15 protein-coding genes and 1 pseudogene are annotated in these 13,821 nt (G+C 75.1%); 8 read left to right on the forward strand and 8 right to left on the reverse strand.

Annotation, left to right across the window (positions count from 1 at the left end; translation table 11 throughout):
* Positions 1-246 precede the first annotated feature (246 nt).
* Complete coding sequence (locus tag AB0H75_RS29230) at positions 247-2,952, forward strand: LuxR C-terminal-related transcriptional regulator (protein WP_367801600.1); 2,706 nt, start codon at positions 247-249, stop codon at positions 2,950-2,952.
* 41 nt (positions 2,953-2,993) lie between these two features.
* Complete coding sequence (locus AB0H75_RS29235) at positions 2,994-3,482, forward strand: DUF3841 domain-containing protein (RefSeq protein ID WP_367801602.1); 489 nt, start codon at positions 2,994-2,996, stop codon at positions 3,480-3,482.
* On the opposite strand, the gene AB0H75_RS29240 is transcribed toward AB0H75_RS29235, so the two are convergent.
* Positions 3,479-3,628 carry a hypothetical protein gene (locus AB0H75_RS29240; protein WP_367801604.1) on the reverse strand — a complete coding sequence of 50 codons (150 nt, stop codon included), beginning with the start codon at positions 3,626-3,628 and terminating at the stop codon, positions 3,479-3,481. The two genes, AB0H75_RS29235 and AB0H75_RS29240, sit on opposite strands and share 4 nt — an antisense overlap.
* 59 nt (positions 3,629-3,687) lie before the next feature.
* Here AB0H75_RS29240 and AB0H75_RS29245 point away from each other — a divergent pair.
* A pseudogene (locus tag AB0H75_RS29245) lies at positions 3,688-4,206 on the forward strand (LysR substrate-binding domain-containing protein); the annotation flags it as partial.
* Positions 4,207-4,239: 33 nt separating this feature from the next.
* On the forward strand, positions 4,240-4,869 hold the full coding sequence (locus AB0H75_RS29250) for a hypothetical protein (RefSeq protein ID WP_367801606.1): 630 nt from the start codon (positions 4,240-4,242) through the stop codon (positions 4,867-4,869).
* A 21-nt stretch (positions 4,870-4,890) separates the two neighbouring features.
* Here the strand turns inward: AB0H75_RS29250 and AB0H75_RS29255 are convergent, their stop codons facing one another.
* From AB0H75_RS29255 to AB0H75_RS29280, 6 genes are all read right to left on the reverse strand, one after another.
* The gene (locus tag AB0H75_RS29255) at positions 4,891-5,118 is read right to left on the reverse strand and encodes a hypothetical protein (protein WP_367801608.1); all 228 of its coding nucleotides are present in this window, start codon (positions 5,116-5,118) and stop codon (positions 4,891-4,893) included.
* A 28-nt stretch (positions 5,119-5,146) separates the two neighbouring features.
* Complete coding sequence (locus AB0H75_RS29260; protein ID WP_367801610.1) at positions 5,147-5,671, reverse strand: hypothetical protein; 525 nt, start codon at positions 5,669-5,671, stop codon at positions 5,147-5,149.
* Between the two features lie 28 nt (positions 5,672-5,699).
* Entirely contained in the window at positions 5,700-6,158 is a 459-nt protein-coding gene (locus AB0H75_RS29265; RefSeq protein WP_367801612.1) for a DUF6294 family protein, read from the reverse strand.
* Between the two features lie 131 nt (positions 6,159-6,289).
* The gene (locus tag AB0H75_RS29270) at positions 6,290-6,937 is read right to left on the reverse strand and encodes a response regulator (protein ID WP_367801614.1); all 648 of its coding nucleotides are present in this window, start codon (positions 6,935-6,937) and stop codon (positions 6,290-6,292) included.
* Positions 6,934-9,201 (reverse strand): sensor histidine kinase, encoded by a 2,268-nt coding sequence (locus AB0H75_RS29275; protein WP_367801616.1) that lies wholly within the window; start codon positions 9,199-9,201, stop codon positions 6,934-6,936. Before AB0H75_RS29275 ends, AB0H75_RS29270 begins: the two co-directional genes overlap by 4 nt.
* Before the next feature lie 115 nt (positions 9,202-9,316).
* Complete coding sequence (locus AB0H75_RS29280) at positions 9,317-9,775, reverse strand: hypothetical protein (protein WP_367801618.1); 459 nt, start codon at positions 9,773-9,775, stop codon at positions 9,317-9,319.
* Positions 9,776-9,998: 223 nt separating this feature from the next.
* Between AB0H75_RS29280 and AB0H75_RS29285 the strand changes: the two genes are divergently transcribed.
* The gene (locus AB0H75_RS29285; protein ID WP_367801620.1) at positions 9,999-10,757 is read left to right on the forward strand and encodes a PIG-L deacetylase family protein; all 759 of its coding nucleotides are present in this window, start codon (positions 9,999-10,001) and stop codon (positions 10,755-10,757) included.
* A 54-nt stretch (positions 10,758-10,811) separates the two neighbouring features.
* Entirely contained in the window at positions 10,812-11,189 is a 378-nt protein-coding gene (locus AB0H75_RS29290) for a VOC family protein (RefSeq protein WP_367801622.1), read from the forward strand.
* An 85-nt stretch (positions 11,190-11,274) separates the two neighbouring features.
* Here AB0H75_RS29290 and AB0H75_RS29295 read toward each other — a convergent pair whose 3' ends face one another.
* Complete coding sequence (locus AB0H75_RS29295; protein ID WP_367801624.1) at positions 11,275-12,615, reverse strand: hypothetical protein; 1,341 nt, start codon at positions 12,613-12,615, stop codon at positions 11,275-11,277.
* Positions 12,616-12,822: 207 nt separating this feature from the next.
* On the opposite strand from AB0H75_RS29295, the gene AB0H75_RS29300 reads away from it, so the two are divergent.
* The gene (locus AB0H75_RS29300) at positions 12,823-13,266 is read left to right on the forward strand and encodes an SRPBCC domain-containing protein (protein ID WP_367801626.1); all 444 of its coding nucleotides are present in this window, start codon (positions 12,823-12,825) and stop codon (positions 13,264-13,266) included.
* Positions 13,263-13,649, forward strand: coding sequence for an ArsR/SmtB family transcription factor (locus AB0H75_RS29305; protein ID WP_367801628.1), 387 nt, complete (start codon positions 13,263-13,265; stop codon positions 13,647-13,649). Before AB0H75_RS29300 ends, AB0H75_RS29305 begins: the two co-directional genes overlap by 4 nt.
* Positions 13,650-13,821 lie beyond the last annotated feature (172 nt).

Here is a 13,821-nt window from a genome sequence, read left to right on the forward strand (position 1 = left end):
GTCGGGTCTGGCGGGTTCGGGTCTGGCGGGTTCGGGTCTGGCGGGTTCGGGTCTGGCGGGTTCGGGTCTGGCGGGTTCGGGTCTGGCGGGTTCGGGTCTGGCGGGTTCGGGTGCTCGCGGCAAGACTGCCTCGGGCGGCCGGGGGGAACATCGGCCAGGTGGCCGAGATCGCGGCCCTCCGGTGGCCGAGGCCGCGGTCCCTCCGGTGGCCGGTCCAGGCGCGTCGATGGCAGACTGGGCCGTGCCATGACCTCCGCCGCGCCCCCCGACCTGCCCGTCCAGCTCACCAGCTTCGTGGGCAGGCGGTCCGAGCTGGCCGCGGTGCGTGCCCTGCTGGACACCGGGCGGCTGGTGACGCTCACCGGCCCCGGCGGCGTCGGCAAGACCCGGCTGGCCGCGCGGCTGGCCGCCGCCGAGGCCGCGCGCCGCCCCGACGGTGTCCGGTGGGCCGAGCTGGCGGCCGTCAGCGACCAGACGCGGCTCGCCGACCTGGTCGCGGCGCGGCTCGGCGTACTGGTCGATCCCGGGCAGGGCCCCATCCCGTCCATGACGGCGCAGTTACGCGGCCGCCGCGCGCTGATCTGCCTGGACAACTGCGAGCACGTCATCGACGGCGCCGCCGAGCTGGCCGGCGCGCTGCTGTCCTCGTGCCCGGAGGTGTCGGTGCTCGTCACCAGCCGCGAGCCGCTGGCCGTGCCGGGCGAGGTGGTCTGGCGGGTGCCGCCGCTGGCCCCGGACGAGGCGTTGCGGCTGTTCGTCGAGCGGGGCCGCCAGGTCCGGCAGCGCTTCGGCCTGGACCGGGCGGGTGAGGCCGCCGCGCGGGTGCTGTGCTCCCGGCTCGACGGCGTCCCGCTCGCCGTCGAGCTCGCGGCCGCCTGGCTGGGCTCGCTCACCCCGCAGCAGATCGAGCAGCACCTGGACGACCGGTTCGGCCTGCTCGTCCGCAGCCCGCGTGGCGTCGCCGCGCGCCAGCAGACGCTGGCGGCGTCCCTCGCCTGGAGTCACGACCTGCTCGGCGAGCTGGACCGCGCGGTGTTCCGCCGCCTGGCGGTGTTCCCCTCCGGGTTCGAGCTGGACGCCGCGCGTGCGGTCTGCGCCGGCGGGACGGTCGGCCGCGGCGACGTCCTGGGCAGCATCGGCCGGCTGGTGGACAAGTCGCTGGTCGTCGCGGAGCCCCGCGGCGGCGCCTCCCGCTACCTGCTGCTGGAGACCATCCGCGCGTACGCCGCCGACCGGTTGCGGGAGGCCGGGGAGGGCCACCTCGTCCGCGACCGGCACCTCGGCCACTTCCTCGCCTTCGCCGCCGGCGGGCCCGGGCGGACCGCCGACCTCGACGCCTGGCGCGCCCGGCTGGAGGGCGAGTACGACAACCTGCGCGCCGCCCTGGAGTGGGGGCTGGCCGCCGCCGACCCCGGCAGGGGGCGCCGCCTGGCCGCCGAGCTGGCGTGGTTGTGGCACCTGCACGGGCACGGGCACGAGGGCATCGCCTTCCTGCGGCGCGCCATCGACCGGGCGCCGGCGGACCGCTCGCCGCTCCAGGCCCGGCTGCTCGGCGGGCTGGCGCTGGTCGCCGACACCACGAGCCCGCTCGACCTGGAGTACGACGTGGCCCGGCAGGCGCTCGAACTGGCCACCGCGCACGGTGACGAGAGCCTGCGCAGCCAGTGCCTCTCGCTGGCCGCGGTCGGCCGGTTCTACACCGACTTCGCCGCCGCCTGGGACCTCACCGTCGAGGCCACCCGCTCCGCCGAACTGGCGGGCGACGAGTTGTTCGGGCATGCCCTGCGGGCGCTGCGGGGCATGATCAGGCAGCTCCAGGACCGGCACGACGAGGCCCGCCCGCTGCTGGAGTCGGCCCTCGACGGCCTGCGCCACCGCCACCGCGGGATCGCGTCCACCACGCTGGCGTTCCTGTCGGGCGGAGCGCTCGCGTGCGGCCGGCTGCCCGAGGCCCGCCGCCTGGCCCGGCAGTCGCTCGACCTGGCCGAGCCGCTCGGCGACTACCTGCGCGTCGGCATGGCACGCGGTGCCCTGGCGTCCGCGTACGCGGCGTCCGGGGACGTGGCCGCGGCGACCGAGGCGATGCGGCCGCTGCTGCTGCTCATGGAGAGCGCCGGGGCGGCGGCCTTCGTACCGGGCATGGGCTCCGCGCTGGCCCACGTGCGGATGGCGAGCGGCGAGCTCGACGAGGCGCTGCGCTGGTTCGAGCACGACGTGCGGCAGGCCGCGCACGCCGCGCCGACCTATCTCGCGGCGCAGGCGCACGCCGGCTACGCGGAGGCCCTGCGGCTCGCCGGCCGGTACGACGACGCCCGCGGCGAGCTGGGGCGGGCGGCGGCCGTCGCCGGAAAGCTCGGCATGCCGCGGGTCCTCGCGGACGTGCTGCACCAGCGGGCCCACCTCGACGGCGACCCCGGCCTGCACCACGAGGCGCTGGCCATCCGCGTCGCCCACGGGCTGCGCACGTTCTGCGTGGACAGCCTGGACGCCATCGCCGCGCACCTGGCCCCGCCGAACGCGGTACGCACGCTGGCCGCGAGCACCGCGGCACGCGCCGCGATGGGATATCCCCGGCGCGCGGCAGGACGGCGCGAGCACGACGAGCTGGTCGCCCGGCTCGGGCAGGCGCTCGGCGCGGAGTTCGCGCCGGCGTGGGCGGCGGGCGCCGAGCTGTCCCTCGACGACGCGGTCGCCTACGTCCGCCGCAGCCGGGGCGCCCGCGACCGGCCGGCCGCCGGCTGGGACAGCCTCACCCCGACCGAGCTGAGCGTGGTGCGGCTGGCCGCCGCGGGCCTCAGCAACCCGCAGATCGGCGCGCGGCTCTTCATGAGCCGGAGCACCGTCAAGACCCACCTCTCCCACGTCTACGCCAAGCTCGGCGTCGCCAACCGCACCGAGCTCGCCACGCTGGCCACGGCTCCGCCCGCCGGTGATCTTGGAGCAGCCGGGTGATCGCCTGGATCCCGCCGGCCGCGCACTGGCACAATCGTCCGATGCGTTTGTGGACGGTCCAGCACCGAGCGGTTCTCGCGTCGCTGGAGGACACCGGCGAGCTGGTGGGGAGCTGGGACCGGATCATGGTCAGGAACTACCGAGCCTGCTACGAGGAGATCGTCGCGGAGATGGCCCGGCGCGGCCTCGACACCGGAGGCCGGCCGCCGGTGTGGGCGTGGGCCGGGCCGGACACCCGCGACGACGCCGTGGCGCTGACGGCGGACCTGCTCCTCTGCCCGCGGACCCCCGAGGAGTACGCCCGCTACGTGGTGCTCGACCTGGACGTGCCGGACGAGGCCGTCCTGCTCAGCTCGTACGGGCGCTGGAACGATTTCATGGAAGCGGTCGTCATGGGCGAGGGGTCGCCGCGGATGGACTGGTCGATCGGCCGGGAGGAGCCCGGCGGGGTGCAGGCGTGCCTGGCGCGCGTCGCCGCCGGATGGGTCCTCGGCGCCCGCCCGCTGGAGCCGTACGGGCTCGCACGCTAGGCGCCGCCGATCGAGGCGGCCCCCAGGAGCGCCTTGATGTCGCCGTGGAACGCCGGGCCGGGGGTGACCCGGAACGGGACCAGGTCGAGCAGCGCGATCTCCTCACCGTACAACGCGTACGTCCTGGGGAAGATGAGGCACTCCACGGCGGCGTCGTGGTCCTCGACGGTGAGGATCGCCCACCGCCCGCCTCGCGCTCGAACGCGGATCGGTGGACGCCGCCTTCTGCCGCACGACCGGCCCCCTGGACGAGCTGGGCAGCGTGCCCGCCTTCCTGGAGCCGGTGCACCTGCTCGTCAGCCGTGACCATCCGCTCGCCGGCCGCGCGTCGGTGCGGACGGCGGAGCTGTCGGGGTCGGTGGTGTGGATGCCGGGCAACGCGCCCGGCAGCGAGTGGGAGGAGTTCTACGCGCTGCTCGGCGCCGCGTTCGGCATCGGGATCGACACCTCGGGGCCCGACTTCGGCTGGCACCACTTCGTGGCGGACGTCGCCGCCGGCCGGGGGGTGAGCTTCGTCGGGGAGATGATCCGCCTGCCCTGGCATCCGGACACCGTGCGGATCCCGCTCGTGGACCCGGCGCCCGTCTACCCGTCCTCGCTGCTGTTCCACCAGCGCAACCGCCATCCGGTGCTGGCGGCCCTCGTCCGCTTCGTCGCGGAGCGGCGCCCGCGCTTCGACCCGGGCCGTCAGTGGCTGCCCGAGCCCGACCGCCGGCTGATTTGAGGTGCGATGGACGGATGCCCGAAGATGGTCCGAATGAAGGTCGTCGCAGGTCGTGCCCTTGAGGTCACCGTCGCCGTCGCCGTGCTGGGCCTGGCCCTGGGCGGGTGCGCGCCGTCGTCCGGCACCGAGGCCAAGGAGGCCCCGCCGCCGTCCGCGAGCGGGTCGCCGGTGCCCTCCCCGGCAGGCACCACGGCGGCCGGGGAGCCGCGGGCGGACGCGGCGCTGGGTTTCGGCCGGCCCGCCGTGATGGACTTCTCGTACAACGGCAAGAAGGGCAAGCTCCAGGTCACCGTCACCCGCATCGTCAAGGGCCGCACCGCGGACCTGTCCGGCCTGAGCCTGAGCGGCAGGGCCAGGAAGATGGTGCCGTACTACATCCACGCCACGATCAGGAACGCCGGCACCACCGACCTGTCGCTGACGATGCCGCCCGGGCCGCGCGGGGTGCTGGCGAGCGGCGAGCAGGCCAGGAGCCTGTCGGTCATCGGCCGTTTCGCCAGGTGCGACAGCTACCCCGACACGCGCAGGTTCCCGCCCGGCAAGTCCTACCGCACCTGCGCCCCCGTGCTGGCCGATCCCGGCGAGACCGTCACCGGGGCCGTCTGGTCGAGCGACCCCTACAGCGACGGCCCCGCCGCCACCTGGACGCGCCGGCCGCGGTGAGCGGGGCGCCCGCCGGCCCCGTCAGAAGCCGACGTGGGCGATGATCTCCAGCACGAACGGCGCGGCGACGACGAGCACGGCGATGACGATCAGCAGCGCGATCGTGTTGCCGACGAAGCCCGACCCGCCGGACCGGCGCGCCAGCCGCGCCGAGTCCTGGGTGGACTGGCGCGCCCACTGAGCCGCCCTGGCCGCGTCCCGGGAGGCGTTCTGCTGGTTCTGCCACGATGAGAAGTTCGGGTTGGACATGGCGGTCCTTCCTTTCTGGTCGGGTGGGTCAGGTCGTTCGATCGGGGCGGGTCCCCGGCCGGGCCGTCCCGCGGAGCCGGATCGCGCCGGCGAGCAGGGCGGCGCCGAGGGGCCCGGCACCCAGGAGGTAGGGGGCTCCCGGGTCGCCGGTGAGCGGGCCGAGCAGCGCGGCGGACGCGATGACCGCTGCGGACGCCGGCCGGACCAGCCCGGCGCGGGCGAGGCCGCACGCCAGCAGCGCGAGGCCGACGGCGGCGGCGCCGGCCAGGGGGAGCCCCGGGACGGGCTGCGCCCCGACGCACCGCCCGGCGGCGATGCGCAGCGTCGCCCCGACCGTCCAGGCCGAGGCGGCCACCCCGAGCAGGGCCAGGGAGACGGCGGCCCGCCCCCGTCCCGCGTGCCGTGCGACGTCGCGGTACACCGTCGCGGTCGCCGCCGCCCCGGCCCATGCGCCGGCCCCCCGCCACACCTCGGCGGACGCGGTCAGGGTCCCGGCCAGGCAGAGCACCGCCGAGGCCAGCAGCCCCAGCCCGCCGAGCACCCGCGCTCTCATGTCCGTCGTCAGGGCCGGAGGTGCGGGCTCAGCAGTGGTTGCTCAGTGACATGTGCTTGACGAGCGGGAACAGGCCGGCGTCGAACTCCGCGTCGGCGGGCCTGATCTGCCACCGGTACCGCTCGGTGTGGCTGGGCAGGTTCTTGACGAACTTCGTCAGGTTCGTGGGGTTGGAGCGGGTGTGCCGCAGCCAGCCGAGCACGGCGCCGTTCTCGTCCTTGATCTTCGCCCACATCAGCCAGGCGTCGTCGTCGTCGCTGCTGGTGACCGTGCCGTCGAAGAACGCCCTGCCGTCGGAGGTCAGGGTCCACCGGGCGCCCGAGAGCATCGTGCAGTCGCCCGACCGCATCGTCGCGAACGTGAAGGTCCTGGTGGCCAGGGCGGTGCCGTCCTGCGCGTGGGCGGCTCCGGTGGTGGTGAGGGTCAGCCCCGCGACCAGGGCAGCGGTGGTGGATACGGCGCCCAGCGCCCTTCGGGTCCCGCGCATCGGATCGTCCTTTCCTGAAGGTGGCTCGTCGGTCACCCTCAGGGTGGGCGGCGCCGCGTCCCGCCGTCATGGGTCGCGGGTCCCGGCCGGTCCGGGAAGTCCTCCCGGGCGCGGTGCCGGCCGCGGCGGCGTCAGGAGGACTCGGGCGCTCCGCCGAGTCCCGCCTCGCGGGCCCGGACGATCGCCGCGGACCGGTCGCTCAGCTGCAGCTTGGTCAGGACGTTCGAGACGTGGTTGCGCACGGTCTTGCCGCTCACGCCGAGCCGCCGCGCGATCGCCGCGTTGTCCAGGCCCCGCGCGACCAGCCCGAGCACCTCGTGCTCCCGCTCGGTGAGCTGCGGGAACGGGGAAGCCGCGACGGCCTTGGAGAAGTGCGCGAGCAGCCGCGTCGCCACGCCGGCGCCGAAGACCGCCTCGCCGCGGGCGACCGCGCGGACCGTGGCCGTGATCTCCTCGGGGCCCGCGCCCTTGAGCGCGTAGCCGTGGGCGCCGGCCCGCAGGGCGGCCAGGACGTTCTCGTCGTCGTCGTACATCGTCAGGATCAGCGCGCGCGTGGGCAGGCCGGCGGCCCGCATCCGGGAGGCGACCGTGAGCCCGTCGCCGCCGGGCATGTTGACGTCGAGCACCGCGACGTCGGGCCGGTGCTCGACCGCCGAGCGCAGCGCCTCCTCGCCGGTCACCGCGACCGCGAGCACCGTCATGTCCTCCTCGGAGTCGAGCAGGGCCCGCAGGCCCGACGCGAACACCGGGTGGTCGTCGGCCAGGATCAGCCGGATCATCGTGCCCTCCCAGACTCGCCCAGATCCGCCGGCAGGAAGGCCCGCACGCGGGTGCCCCCCTCGGGCAGGGAGGATATCGAGCATTCCCCGCCCACCTCGGCCGCCCGCTCCCACATGGAACGCAGCCCCACCCCGGGCGCCCGCTCCGGGTCGAGCCCGCGGCCGTCGTCGCGTACCGTCACCTCGACGCCGCCGGCCGCCAGCGCGATCTCGGCGGTGCAGCCGGTCGCGCCGCTGTGCCGGACCGCGTTGGTGATCGCCTCGACGGCGATGCGGTAGGCCGCCGTCTCGACCGCGGCGGGCAGCGGCGGCAGGCCCTCCCCGCCGACGACCTCGATCGGCATCGCTCCCGCCAGGGTCGCCGCCCGGGAGCGTACCGCTCCGACGAGGCCCAGCTCGTCCAGCGCGGGCGGGCGCAGCGCCTCGACCAGGCGCCTGATGTCGGCCACCGACGCGCTCGCCTCCGCGGATATCTCGCCGAGCAGGGAACGCGCCGCCGAGTCGCCCGGCACGGCGCGGGCCGCCAGCGCGGCCTTGAGCCCGATCGCGGCCAGCGCCGGCCCCAGCCCGTCGTGCAGGTCGCGGCGGAGCCGGCGGCGCTCGTCCTCGCGCGAGGCCACCACCTCGGCGCGGGAGCGGGCCAGGTCGTCGTGCAGCCGTACCGCCTGCACCGCGCTTCCCACCTGCTGCGCCAGCGAGGCGATCAGGCCGAGGTCGATGGGGTCGAGCGGGTCGTCCGGGCCGCGCGCCGAGACCAGCAGGAGCCCGACGAGCGTCCCGTGGTAGCGCAGCGGCTCGGTGTGCACCTCGCCCGCCGGGGCGCCGTGCCGGGCCGCCGGGTGGCGCCCGCCCGCGCCGTCCACCAGGTCGATCGCCACGTACGGCACCCGGAGCGACCGGGCCACGGTCTCCACGATCGCCGGCAGCACCTCGGCGGGCAGCAGCACCGCCTGCAGCCGGGTGCCGAGGCGGGTCAGCGCCCCCTCCGGGTCGTGACGGTCGCCGTACATCACCCGGTTGACGGTGCTCTGGGCGGCGTTGCGCAGCGGCGCCAGTGCGAGCGCCGCGCCGGTCGCGGCGAGCGCGGCGGCCGCGGTGCTCGACAACCGCAGCACGCTGACCAGGAGCGCGACCACGGCCGCGTACCCGGCGACCAGGATCGCGACCACGGTGGCGTACACCAGCGAGCGGTTGGCCAGCCGCTCGACGTTGAACAGGCGGTGGCTGCGCAACGCCACCCCGATCCCGGCCACGAACGGCAGCCCCGACAGGCCGAGCGCGCCCCACGGCAGCGGCTGCGTCCCGGTGATCAGCTCAGGGAGGAGCCAGCCCGCGAGGCCGAGGACGGCCGCGACCGCGCCGCCGCCCAGGATCCAGCGCATCCGCCCGCGCATCAGCGGGTCCGGGTTGCCGCGATAGCCGATCACGCCCCAGACCGTTCCGGCCACGAGCGCCAGCGCCACCACCGCCGTCTGGCCGCTGTGCAGCAGGCCGAGCCACCGCAGCGCGTCCGGCGCCACCAGCGCCGCGACCCCGCTCCACGCGGCCATCACCGCCAGGGGCGCGGCGTACGCGACGGCGATCGTCCTGCGGACGCGGGGCGTCAGGGGCTGGCGGGCCGTGAACGCGAGCACGAACGCCAGGAACGCCCCCCAGCCGATGGAGTACGACACGATCGTGTTGAGGTGGAACAGCCAGAGCTGGGGGCCGCCGGTGGCCAGCGCGAGCACGGGCAGCCCGGCGTCAACGGTGAGCGTGCTGCCCAGCAGCCCGGCCGCGAGCACGAGCAGCGGGGCCGTCGCGGGCGCCTCCGGCCGCCGCAGGTAGAGCGCGGCCGCCAGCCCCGCCAGCGCGAGGACGAACACCAGATCGCCCCAGCCCTGCACGAGCAGCGGGTAGGGATCGGGCCGATCGACGCGCACCGCCACGACCCGCGCGTCCTCGCCGGCCACGCCATAGGGAACGCTCGCGCCCAGGCCGGGACGGGGAACGGTGCCGAGCCCGTCGGCCAGGCGCCGGCCCGCGACGGCGACCACCAGGTCCCCGGTCCGCAGCCCGGGCCCCGGGGACGCGGCCGGCACATCCACCACGACGCCGCCGAGACCCCACCCCGGCCCGCCCAGCAGCACCACGCCGCCGTCGGACGGCGCGTCCAGCGTGACGGCGGTCGCCACGACGCCCAGCACCACCAGGACGGTGGCGACCCCGGCCGGAACCCTGCGCGACCGCCGCACCGAAGCCAGCCAGGCCAACCGCGCGGACACACCCCCATCCTCACCGACAACCGCCCGCGGGACCACCGGCTCCCCGGAGCCCGGCGAGCCTGCCACGGCATCGGAGCGCGGGTGTTCCTGAGGTGTGCTCACCTGCTGGCGGGTCCTACGCCGGCGGCCGGTACTGCGCGGGCACCAGACACGAGATGTCCAGCAAGGGCGTCGACCCGGGCGGCCGGACCCGGAACTGGCAGATCTGCACCGTCACCCGATCGACGGCGGTGCCCTGCGGGGCCGCCAGTTCCAGGGAGAGGTCGGGCCTGTCGGGGGGAACGTAGAAGGACTGCTGGGCGATCTGCGTGTCGCCGTCGTAGGCGCGGAAGGCGACCGAGTGGAATCCCCGTTCCGGGGTGCACGACGGGATCGCGGTGTGCTCGATCGCGTACCCCTCGACCTTCACCACCTCGTCGCCGGCCCACGTCAGCGTGCCTTCGGTGATCGCGCCCGGGCAGCCGCCCGCGGCGACCCGGAACGGCACGACGGCCTCCGCCCGGGCAGGCGATGCCAGGACAGGCACCGGCAGCAGCGCCGCGGCAAGGACGCATAACAGACGTTTGACCAACATGTCCCGACGATAGGAGCGGACACCCGCTCGGTACAGATGCCGTTTCTCACCCCTTCCCCGTGGATTCCTCACACGAGGAGACCCGCTCTCCCCAGCGCGAACGCCGCCTCGCAGCTCTGGCCGTCCGGCACCGCCACCGAAAACCGCCGCAGAAAATCCGGACTGATCGCGGTCTCGCCGAAACGCCCGGCCCTGGTGTCCTCATCGCGGCAGGATGTCCGACATGACACTGCCTGCTCTCCCCGAGGAATCCTTCCAGCGCGTGCTCTGCGTCGTCGCGCACCCTGACGACATGGAGTACGGCACGTCCGCGGCCGTCGCCCGCTGGACCGCGCGCGGCATCGAGGTCGGTTACCTCCTGCTCACCCGTGGCGAGGCCGGCATGCCGAACCCTCCCGAGGAGACGGCCCGCCTGCGCGTCGCCGAGCAGCGGGCCGCCTGCGACGTCGTCGGCGTCAAGCGCCTGACCGTTCTCGAACACCCGGACGGCGTGCTCGTCTACGGCCTCGACCTGCGCAGGGACATCTGCCGGGAGATCCGCCGGTTCAGGCCCGACGTCGTGCTCGGCGCCGGTTACGAGATCGAGACGCCCTTCGGCTTCGACCAGGCCGACCACCGGGCGGCCGGGCTCGCGACGCTCGACGCGATCCGCGACGCGGGCAACCGGTGGGTCTTCCCCGAGCAGGTCGAGGACGAGGGCCTCGAACCGCACTCCGTGCGCTGGCTCATCGTCCCGGCGTTCGCCGGCTCCGCCACCCACGGCGTCGAGGTGACGGGCGAGCCGCTGCGCCGCGGCATCGCCTCGCTCAAGGCGCACGCCGCGTACCTGGCCGCACTTCCCGGCCACCCCGCCCCCGAGGACTTCATCCCGAAGTTCGCCGCGATGAGCGGCAAGGCGATGGGCGTGGAGCACGCCGTGCTGTTCCGCGCCCACGACCTGCAGGCACCACCGGAGTTCTTCACCGAGGCCATGCAGGACTGACCGGGGCACGCATCGAGCCGAGCAAGGGCTGCTCGAACGGCTATGAGGAGATAAATGGCGGCATTACGGGAAATCGTCTTCCACTGTGCGCGGCCCGCCGCGCTGGCCCGGTTCTGGGCGCAGGCACTGGACGGGTACGCGATCCGGCCGTACGACGACGCCGAGATCGAACGGCTCGCCGGCCTGGGCCGGACGCCCGAGACCGACCCCAGCGTGGCCGTGGACGGTCCCGGGCCGATCCTGTTCTTCAGCGAGGCCGCCGAGCTCGACGGCCCCGGCAACCGCCTGCATCTCGACCTCGTCGCCGCCGACCGGCCGGCCGAGGTCGAACGGCTGGTGGCGCTGGGCGCGTCGGTGGCGCGCACGTTCGACTCCTGGACGATCATGCGGGACCCGGAGGGCAACGAGTTCTGCGTCGCCGACCCCCGCTGACCCTCGCCCACCGGCGTGCGGCGGTGGTCAGGCGGGCGGTGGTCAGATGGGCGGTGGTCAGGCGGGCGGTGTCAAGTGGGCGGTGTCAGGCCCCGCGGATCCGGGTGAACCAGCGGAACACCTCGGGCAGCGCCCTGTGCGGCGTGGCCATGTGAGGGACGTCCCCGACGTCGGTCAACGTGGCCTTGACCCCGGCCGCCCGGAGCTGTCCCAGGCACTGCCGGGAGTTGGCGAAGGCCACCTCCTTGTCGCCGTGCGCGCCGTACAGGTGGACCGGCACGCCCGGCCGCCAGCCGGCGCAGGTGCCGTCGTTGGCCTCAAGTGCCTCCAGCAGGGGCCCGGACGGCGCGGCGAGCCTCTTCAGGTAGGCGGGGGTGGCCAGCTCCCGCGGCGTGCGGGGCAGCTCGGCGGTGATCTGGCGGAAGCTGTGCGCCCCGTCGAAGAGCCGTTCGACGGCGGGACGGCGGAACACCTCGCCGGGCGAGTCGTAGAGGCGGTGCAGCCGGTTGGTGGAGACCGTCCAGTACGCCAGGTAGAAAGCCGCGATCGACGGGTCGAGCCGGCCGCCGAGCAGGGCGGGCATCTCGGCCGTACGCAAACGGTACGGCCCCGAGACGGGCGCGACCGCCCTCACCCGCCACGTGTCGTCGTCCCGCAGCGACCGGGCCAGCGCCATGGCCGCGTGCCCGCCCTGCGAGAACCCGGTCACCAGGAGGTCGCCGCTCAGCGCGCGCCCCTGGCGCCCGGCCAGCTCCGTGGCGGCCCTCAGCAGGTCGGCGGAGGCGGACGCCTCGGTGGCCGCGTCCAGGTAGGGGTGGTACCCGGGTCCCTTGCCCAGCCCCAGGTAGTCGGGTGCGACGCCGGCGAACCCGGCGGCGGCGAACATGAGCGGCACCGCCCGCCCGTCCCCCTCGTCCATGGACGGCGCGTCGGCCTTGGTGGCCAGGGTGCCGTGCTCGTACGTGACCGTCCACAGGTGCTTCCTCGACCTGTGCGGCAGCGCGACCACGCCGCTCGCCGTGGTGGGCGTGCCGTCCACGGCGAGGGTACGGTGGACGACGGCGTACAGGTCAGCGCCCTGCGGCCGGGCCGGCACCGGCAGCCCGGCGCGGGCGAGGTAACGGGCGACCTGCTTCGAGGAGCGGCGCGCCAGCAGCGTGGCGGTGACGATCGAGCCCCTGTCGTCGATCGTCACCGGCTGCGCCGCGGGCACCCCGAGAGCGGCCCGGCCCGCCGCGACGGCCGGCCCGACGGCCGGCGCGGCCGCGGCCTGGGCCGGCACGACCGCGGCCTGGGCCGGCACGACCGCGGCCTGGGCCGGCACGGCCGCGGCCTGGGCTGTCGCGGCCGCCGGCACGACCGCCCAGGCCAGCAGTGATCCGGCGCAGGCCAGCGCGAGCAGCCGCGTTCTCGTGGGAGGTGTCATGGCGGAAACGCTACGGATCACGACCGACGTCCCCCATCCCGCCCACCTCCCACTCCTGGTAGGGAACACCCCACCCCCGGCCGGGAAGGCGCAGGATCCGCCCGGACCGGCCGGGCGTACCGCGGAGGAGACGCAACCGCAGGGTTGCGCTTCGGAGAAGCCATGTGCAACCATGAAGTTGCGGGACAAGCGGCGACAGGAGAGCTGATGAGCGAGGACCGGATCGAACGCGAGACCCTGATCGACGCTTCGCTGGAGCGAGTGTGGTCACTGGTGACCGTGCCCGGGTTCTGGGTGGCCGAGGAGGCGAGCGTGGCGGGCACCGTGGCCACGGAGGGCGCCCTGCTGGCCGCGAAGAATCCCCATCTGGGCGAGGTGTGGGTGCGGGTGGAGAAGGTCGAGCCGCCCACTTACGTGGCCTATCGCTGGAACAGCGTGTTCCCCGGGGAGGAGCTGAGCGAGGACAACAGCACCCTGGTGGAGTTCACGCTGAGCACGGAAGGCGGCAGGACGCGCCTGCGCGTCGTCGAGAGCGGTTTCGCGACGCTGAAGGCGCCCGACGAGAAGCGCGAGCAGGCGCGCTGCGACAACATCACCGGCTGGGCCCATGAGCTTGACGCGGCCAAGGCCCGCGCCGAACAGGCCGGGTGACCACACCGGAACGTCGCGACGCGGCCGAGGCGGTCGACACCATCCTGGCCGCGCTGGCCGATCCCACGCGACGTCACATGCTCGATCTCATCGCCGCACAGGGCGAGGCCACCGCGACGACGCTCGCCGGGCAACTGCCCGTCTCACGGCAGGCGGTGGTCAAACACCTGGCCGTCCTGGACACCGCCGGCCTGGTCTCCGGCGTCCGGGTGGGACGGGAGGTCCGGTACGCGGTACGGCCCGCCGCACTGGACGCCGCTGCGCGGTGGATGACCGCGCTCGCGGCCGACTGGGATCGGCGGCTGGCCCTGATCAAGCGCACCGCCGAAGCCGCCGAGGCCGCCGAGGCCGCCGAGCGGGAGCAGGACCAGCCACCGCAGTGATCGGCGCCGGCCGGACCGGCTGATCACCCCGGGAGCGGGCCCCGGGCAGCCCCGGAACGGCTCAGCACACCCCGCGCCACGGGGTGTGCTGAGCGTGCCCTGAAGTCGGGCGAACCCAGCCGGAGCGCAGCCGCCCGCCCGCGTCATGACACCACGCCACGGCCCGCCGCGT

The sequence above is a fragment of the Nonomuraea sp. NPDC050783 genome (assembly GCF_040802095.1).
GTDB lineage: Bacteria > Actinomycetota > Actinomycetes > Streptosporangiales > Streptosporangiaceae > Nonomuraea.

Bases quoted from the DNA above. Each gene is read 5' to 3' on its own strand.
- AB0H75_RS29260 (WP_367801610.1), bottom strand. From the start codon at position 5,671: ATGAGAGCGCGGGTGCTCGGCGGGCTGGGGCTGCTGGCCTCGGCGGTG.
- AB0H75_RS29255 (WP_367801608.1), bottom strand. From the start codon at position 5,118: ATGTCCAACCCGAACTTCTCATCGTGGCAGAACCAGCAGAACGCCTCC.
- AB0H75_RS29300 (WP_367801626.1), top strand. From the start codon at position 12,823: ATGAGCGAGGACCGGATCGAACGCGAGACCCTGATCGACGCTTCGCTG.
- AB0H75_RS29265 (WP_367801612.1), bottom strand. From the start codon at position 6,158: ATGCGCGGGACCCGAAGGGCGCTGGGCGCCGTATCCACCACCGCTGCC.
- AB0H75_RS29250 (WP_367801606.1), top strand. From the start codon at position 4,240: ATGAAGGTCGTCGCAGGTCGTGCCCTTGAGGTCACCGTCGCCGTCGCC.
- AB0H75_RS29230 (WP_367801600.1), top strand. From the start codon at position 247: ATGACCTCCGCCGCGCCCCCCGACCTGCCCGTCCAGCTCACCAGCTTC.
- AB0H75_RS29280 (WP_367801618.1), bottom strand. From the start codon at position 9,775: ATGTTGGTCAAACGTCTGTTATGCGTCCTTGCCGCGGCGCTGCTGCCG.
- AB0H75_RS29270 (WP_367801614.1), bottom strand. From the start codon at position 6,937: ATGATCCGGCTGATCCTGGCCGACGACCACCCGGTGTTCGCGTCGGGC.
- AB0H75_RS29295 (WP_367801624.1), bottom strand. From the start codon at position 12,615: ATGACACCTCCCACGAGAACGCGGCTGCTCGCGCTGGCCTGCGCCGGA.
- AB0H75_RS29235 (WP_367801602.1), top strand. From the start codon at position 2,994: ATGCGTTTGTGGACGGTCCAGCACCGAGCGGTTCTCGCGTCGCTGGAG.
- AB0H75_RS29285 (WP_367801620.1), top strand. From the start codon at position 9,999: ATGACACTGCCTGCTCTCCCCGAGGAATCCTTCCAGCGCGTGCTCTGC.
- AB0H75_RS29290 (WP_367801622.1), top strand. From the start codon at position 10,812: ATGGCGGCATTACGGGAAATCGTCTTCCACTGTGCGCGGCCCGCCGCG.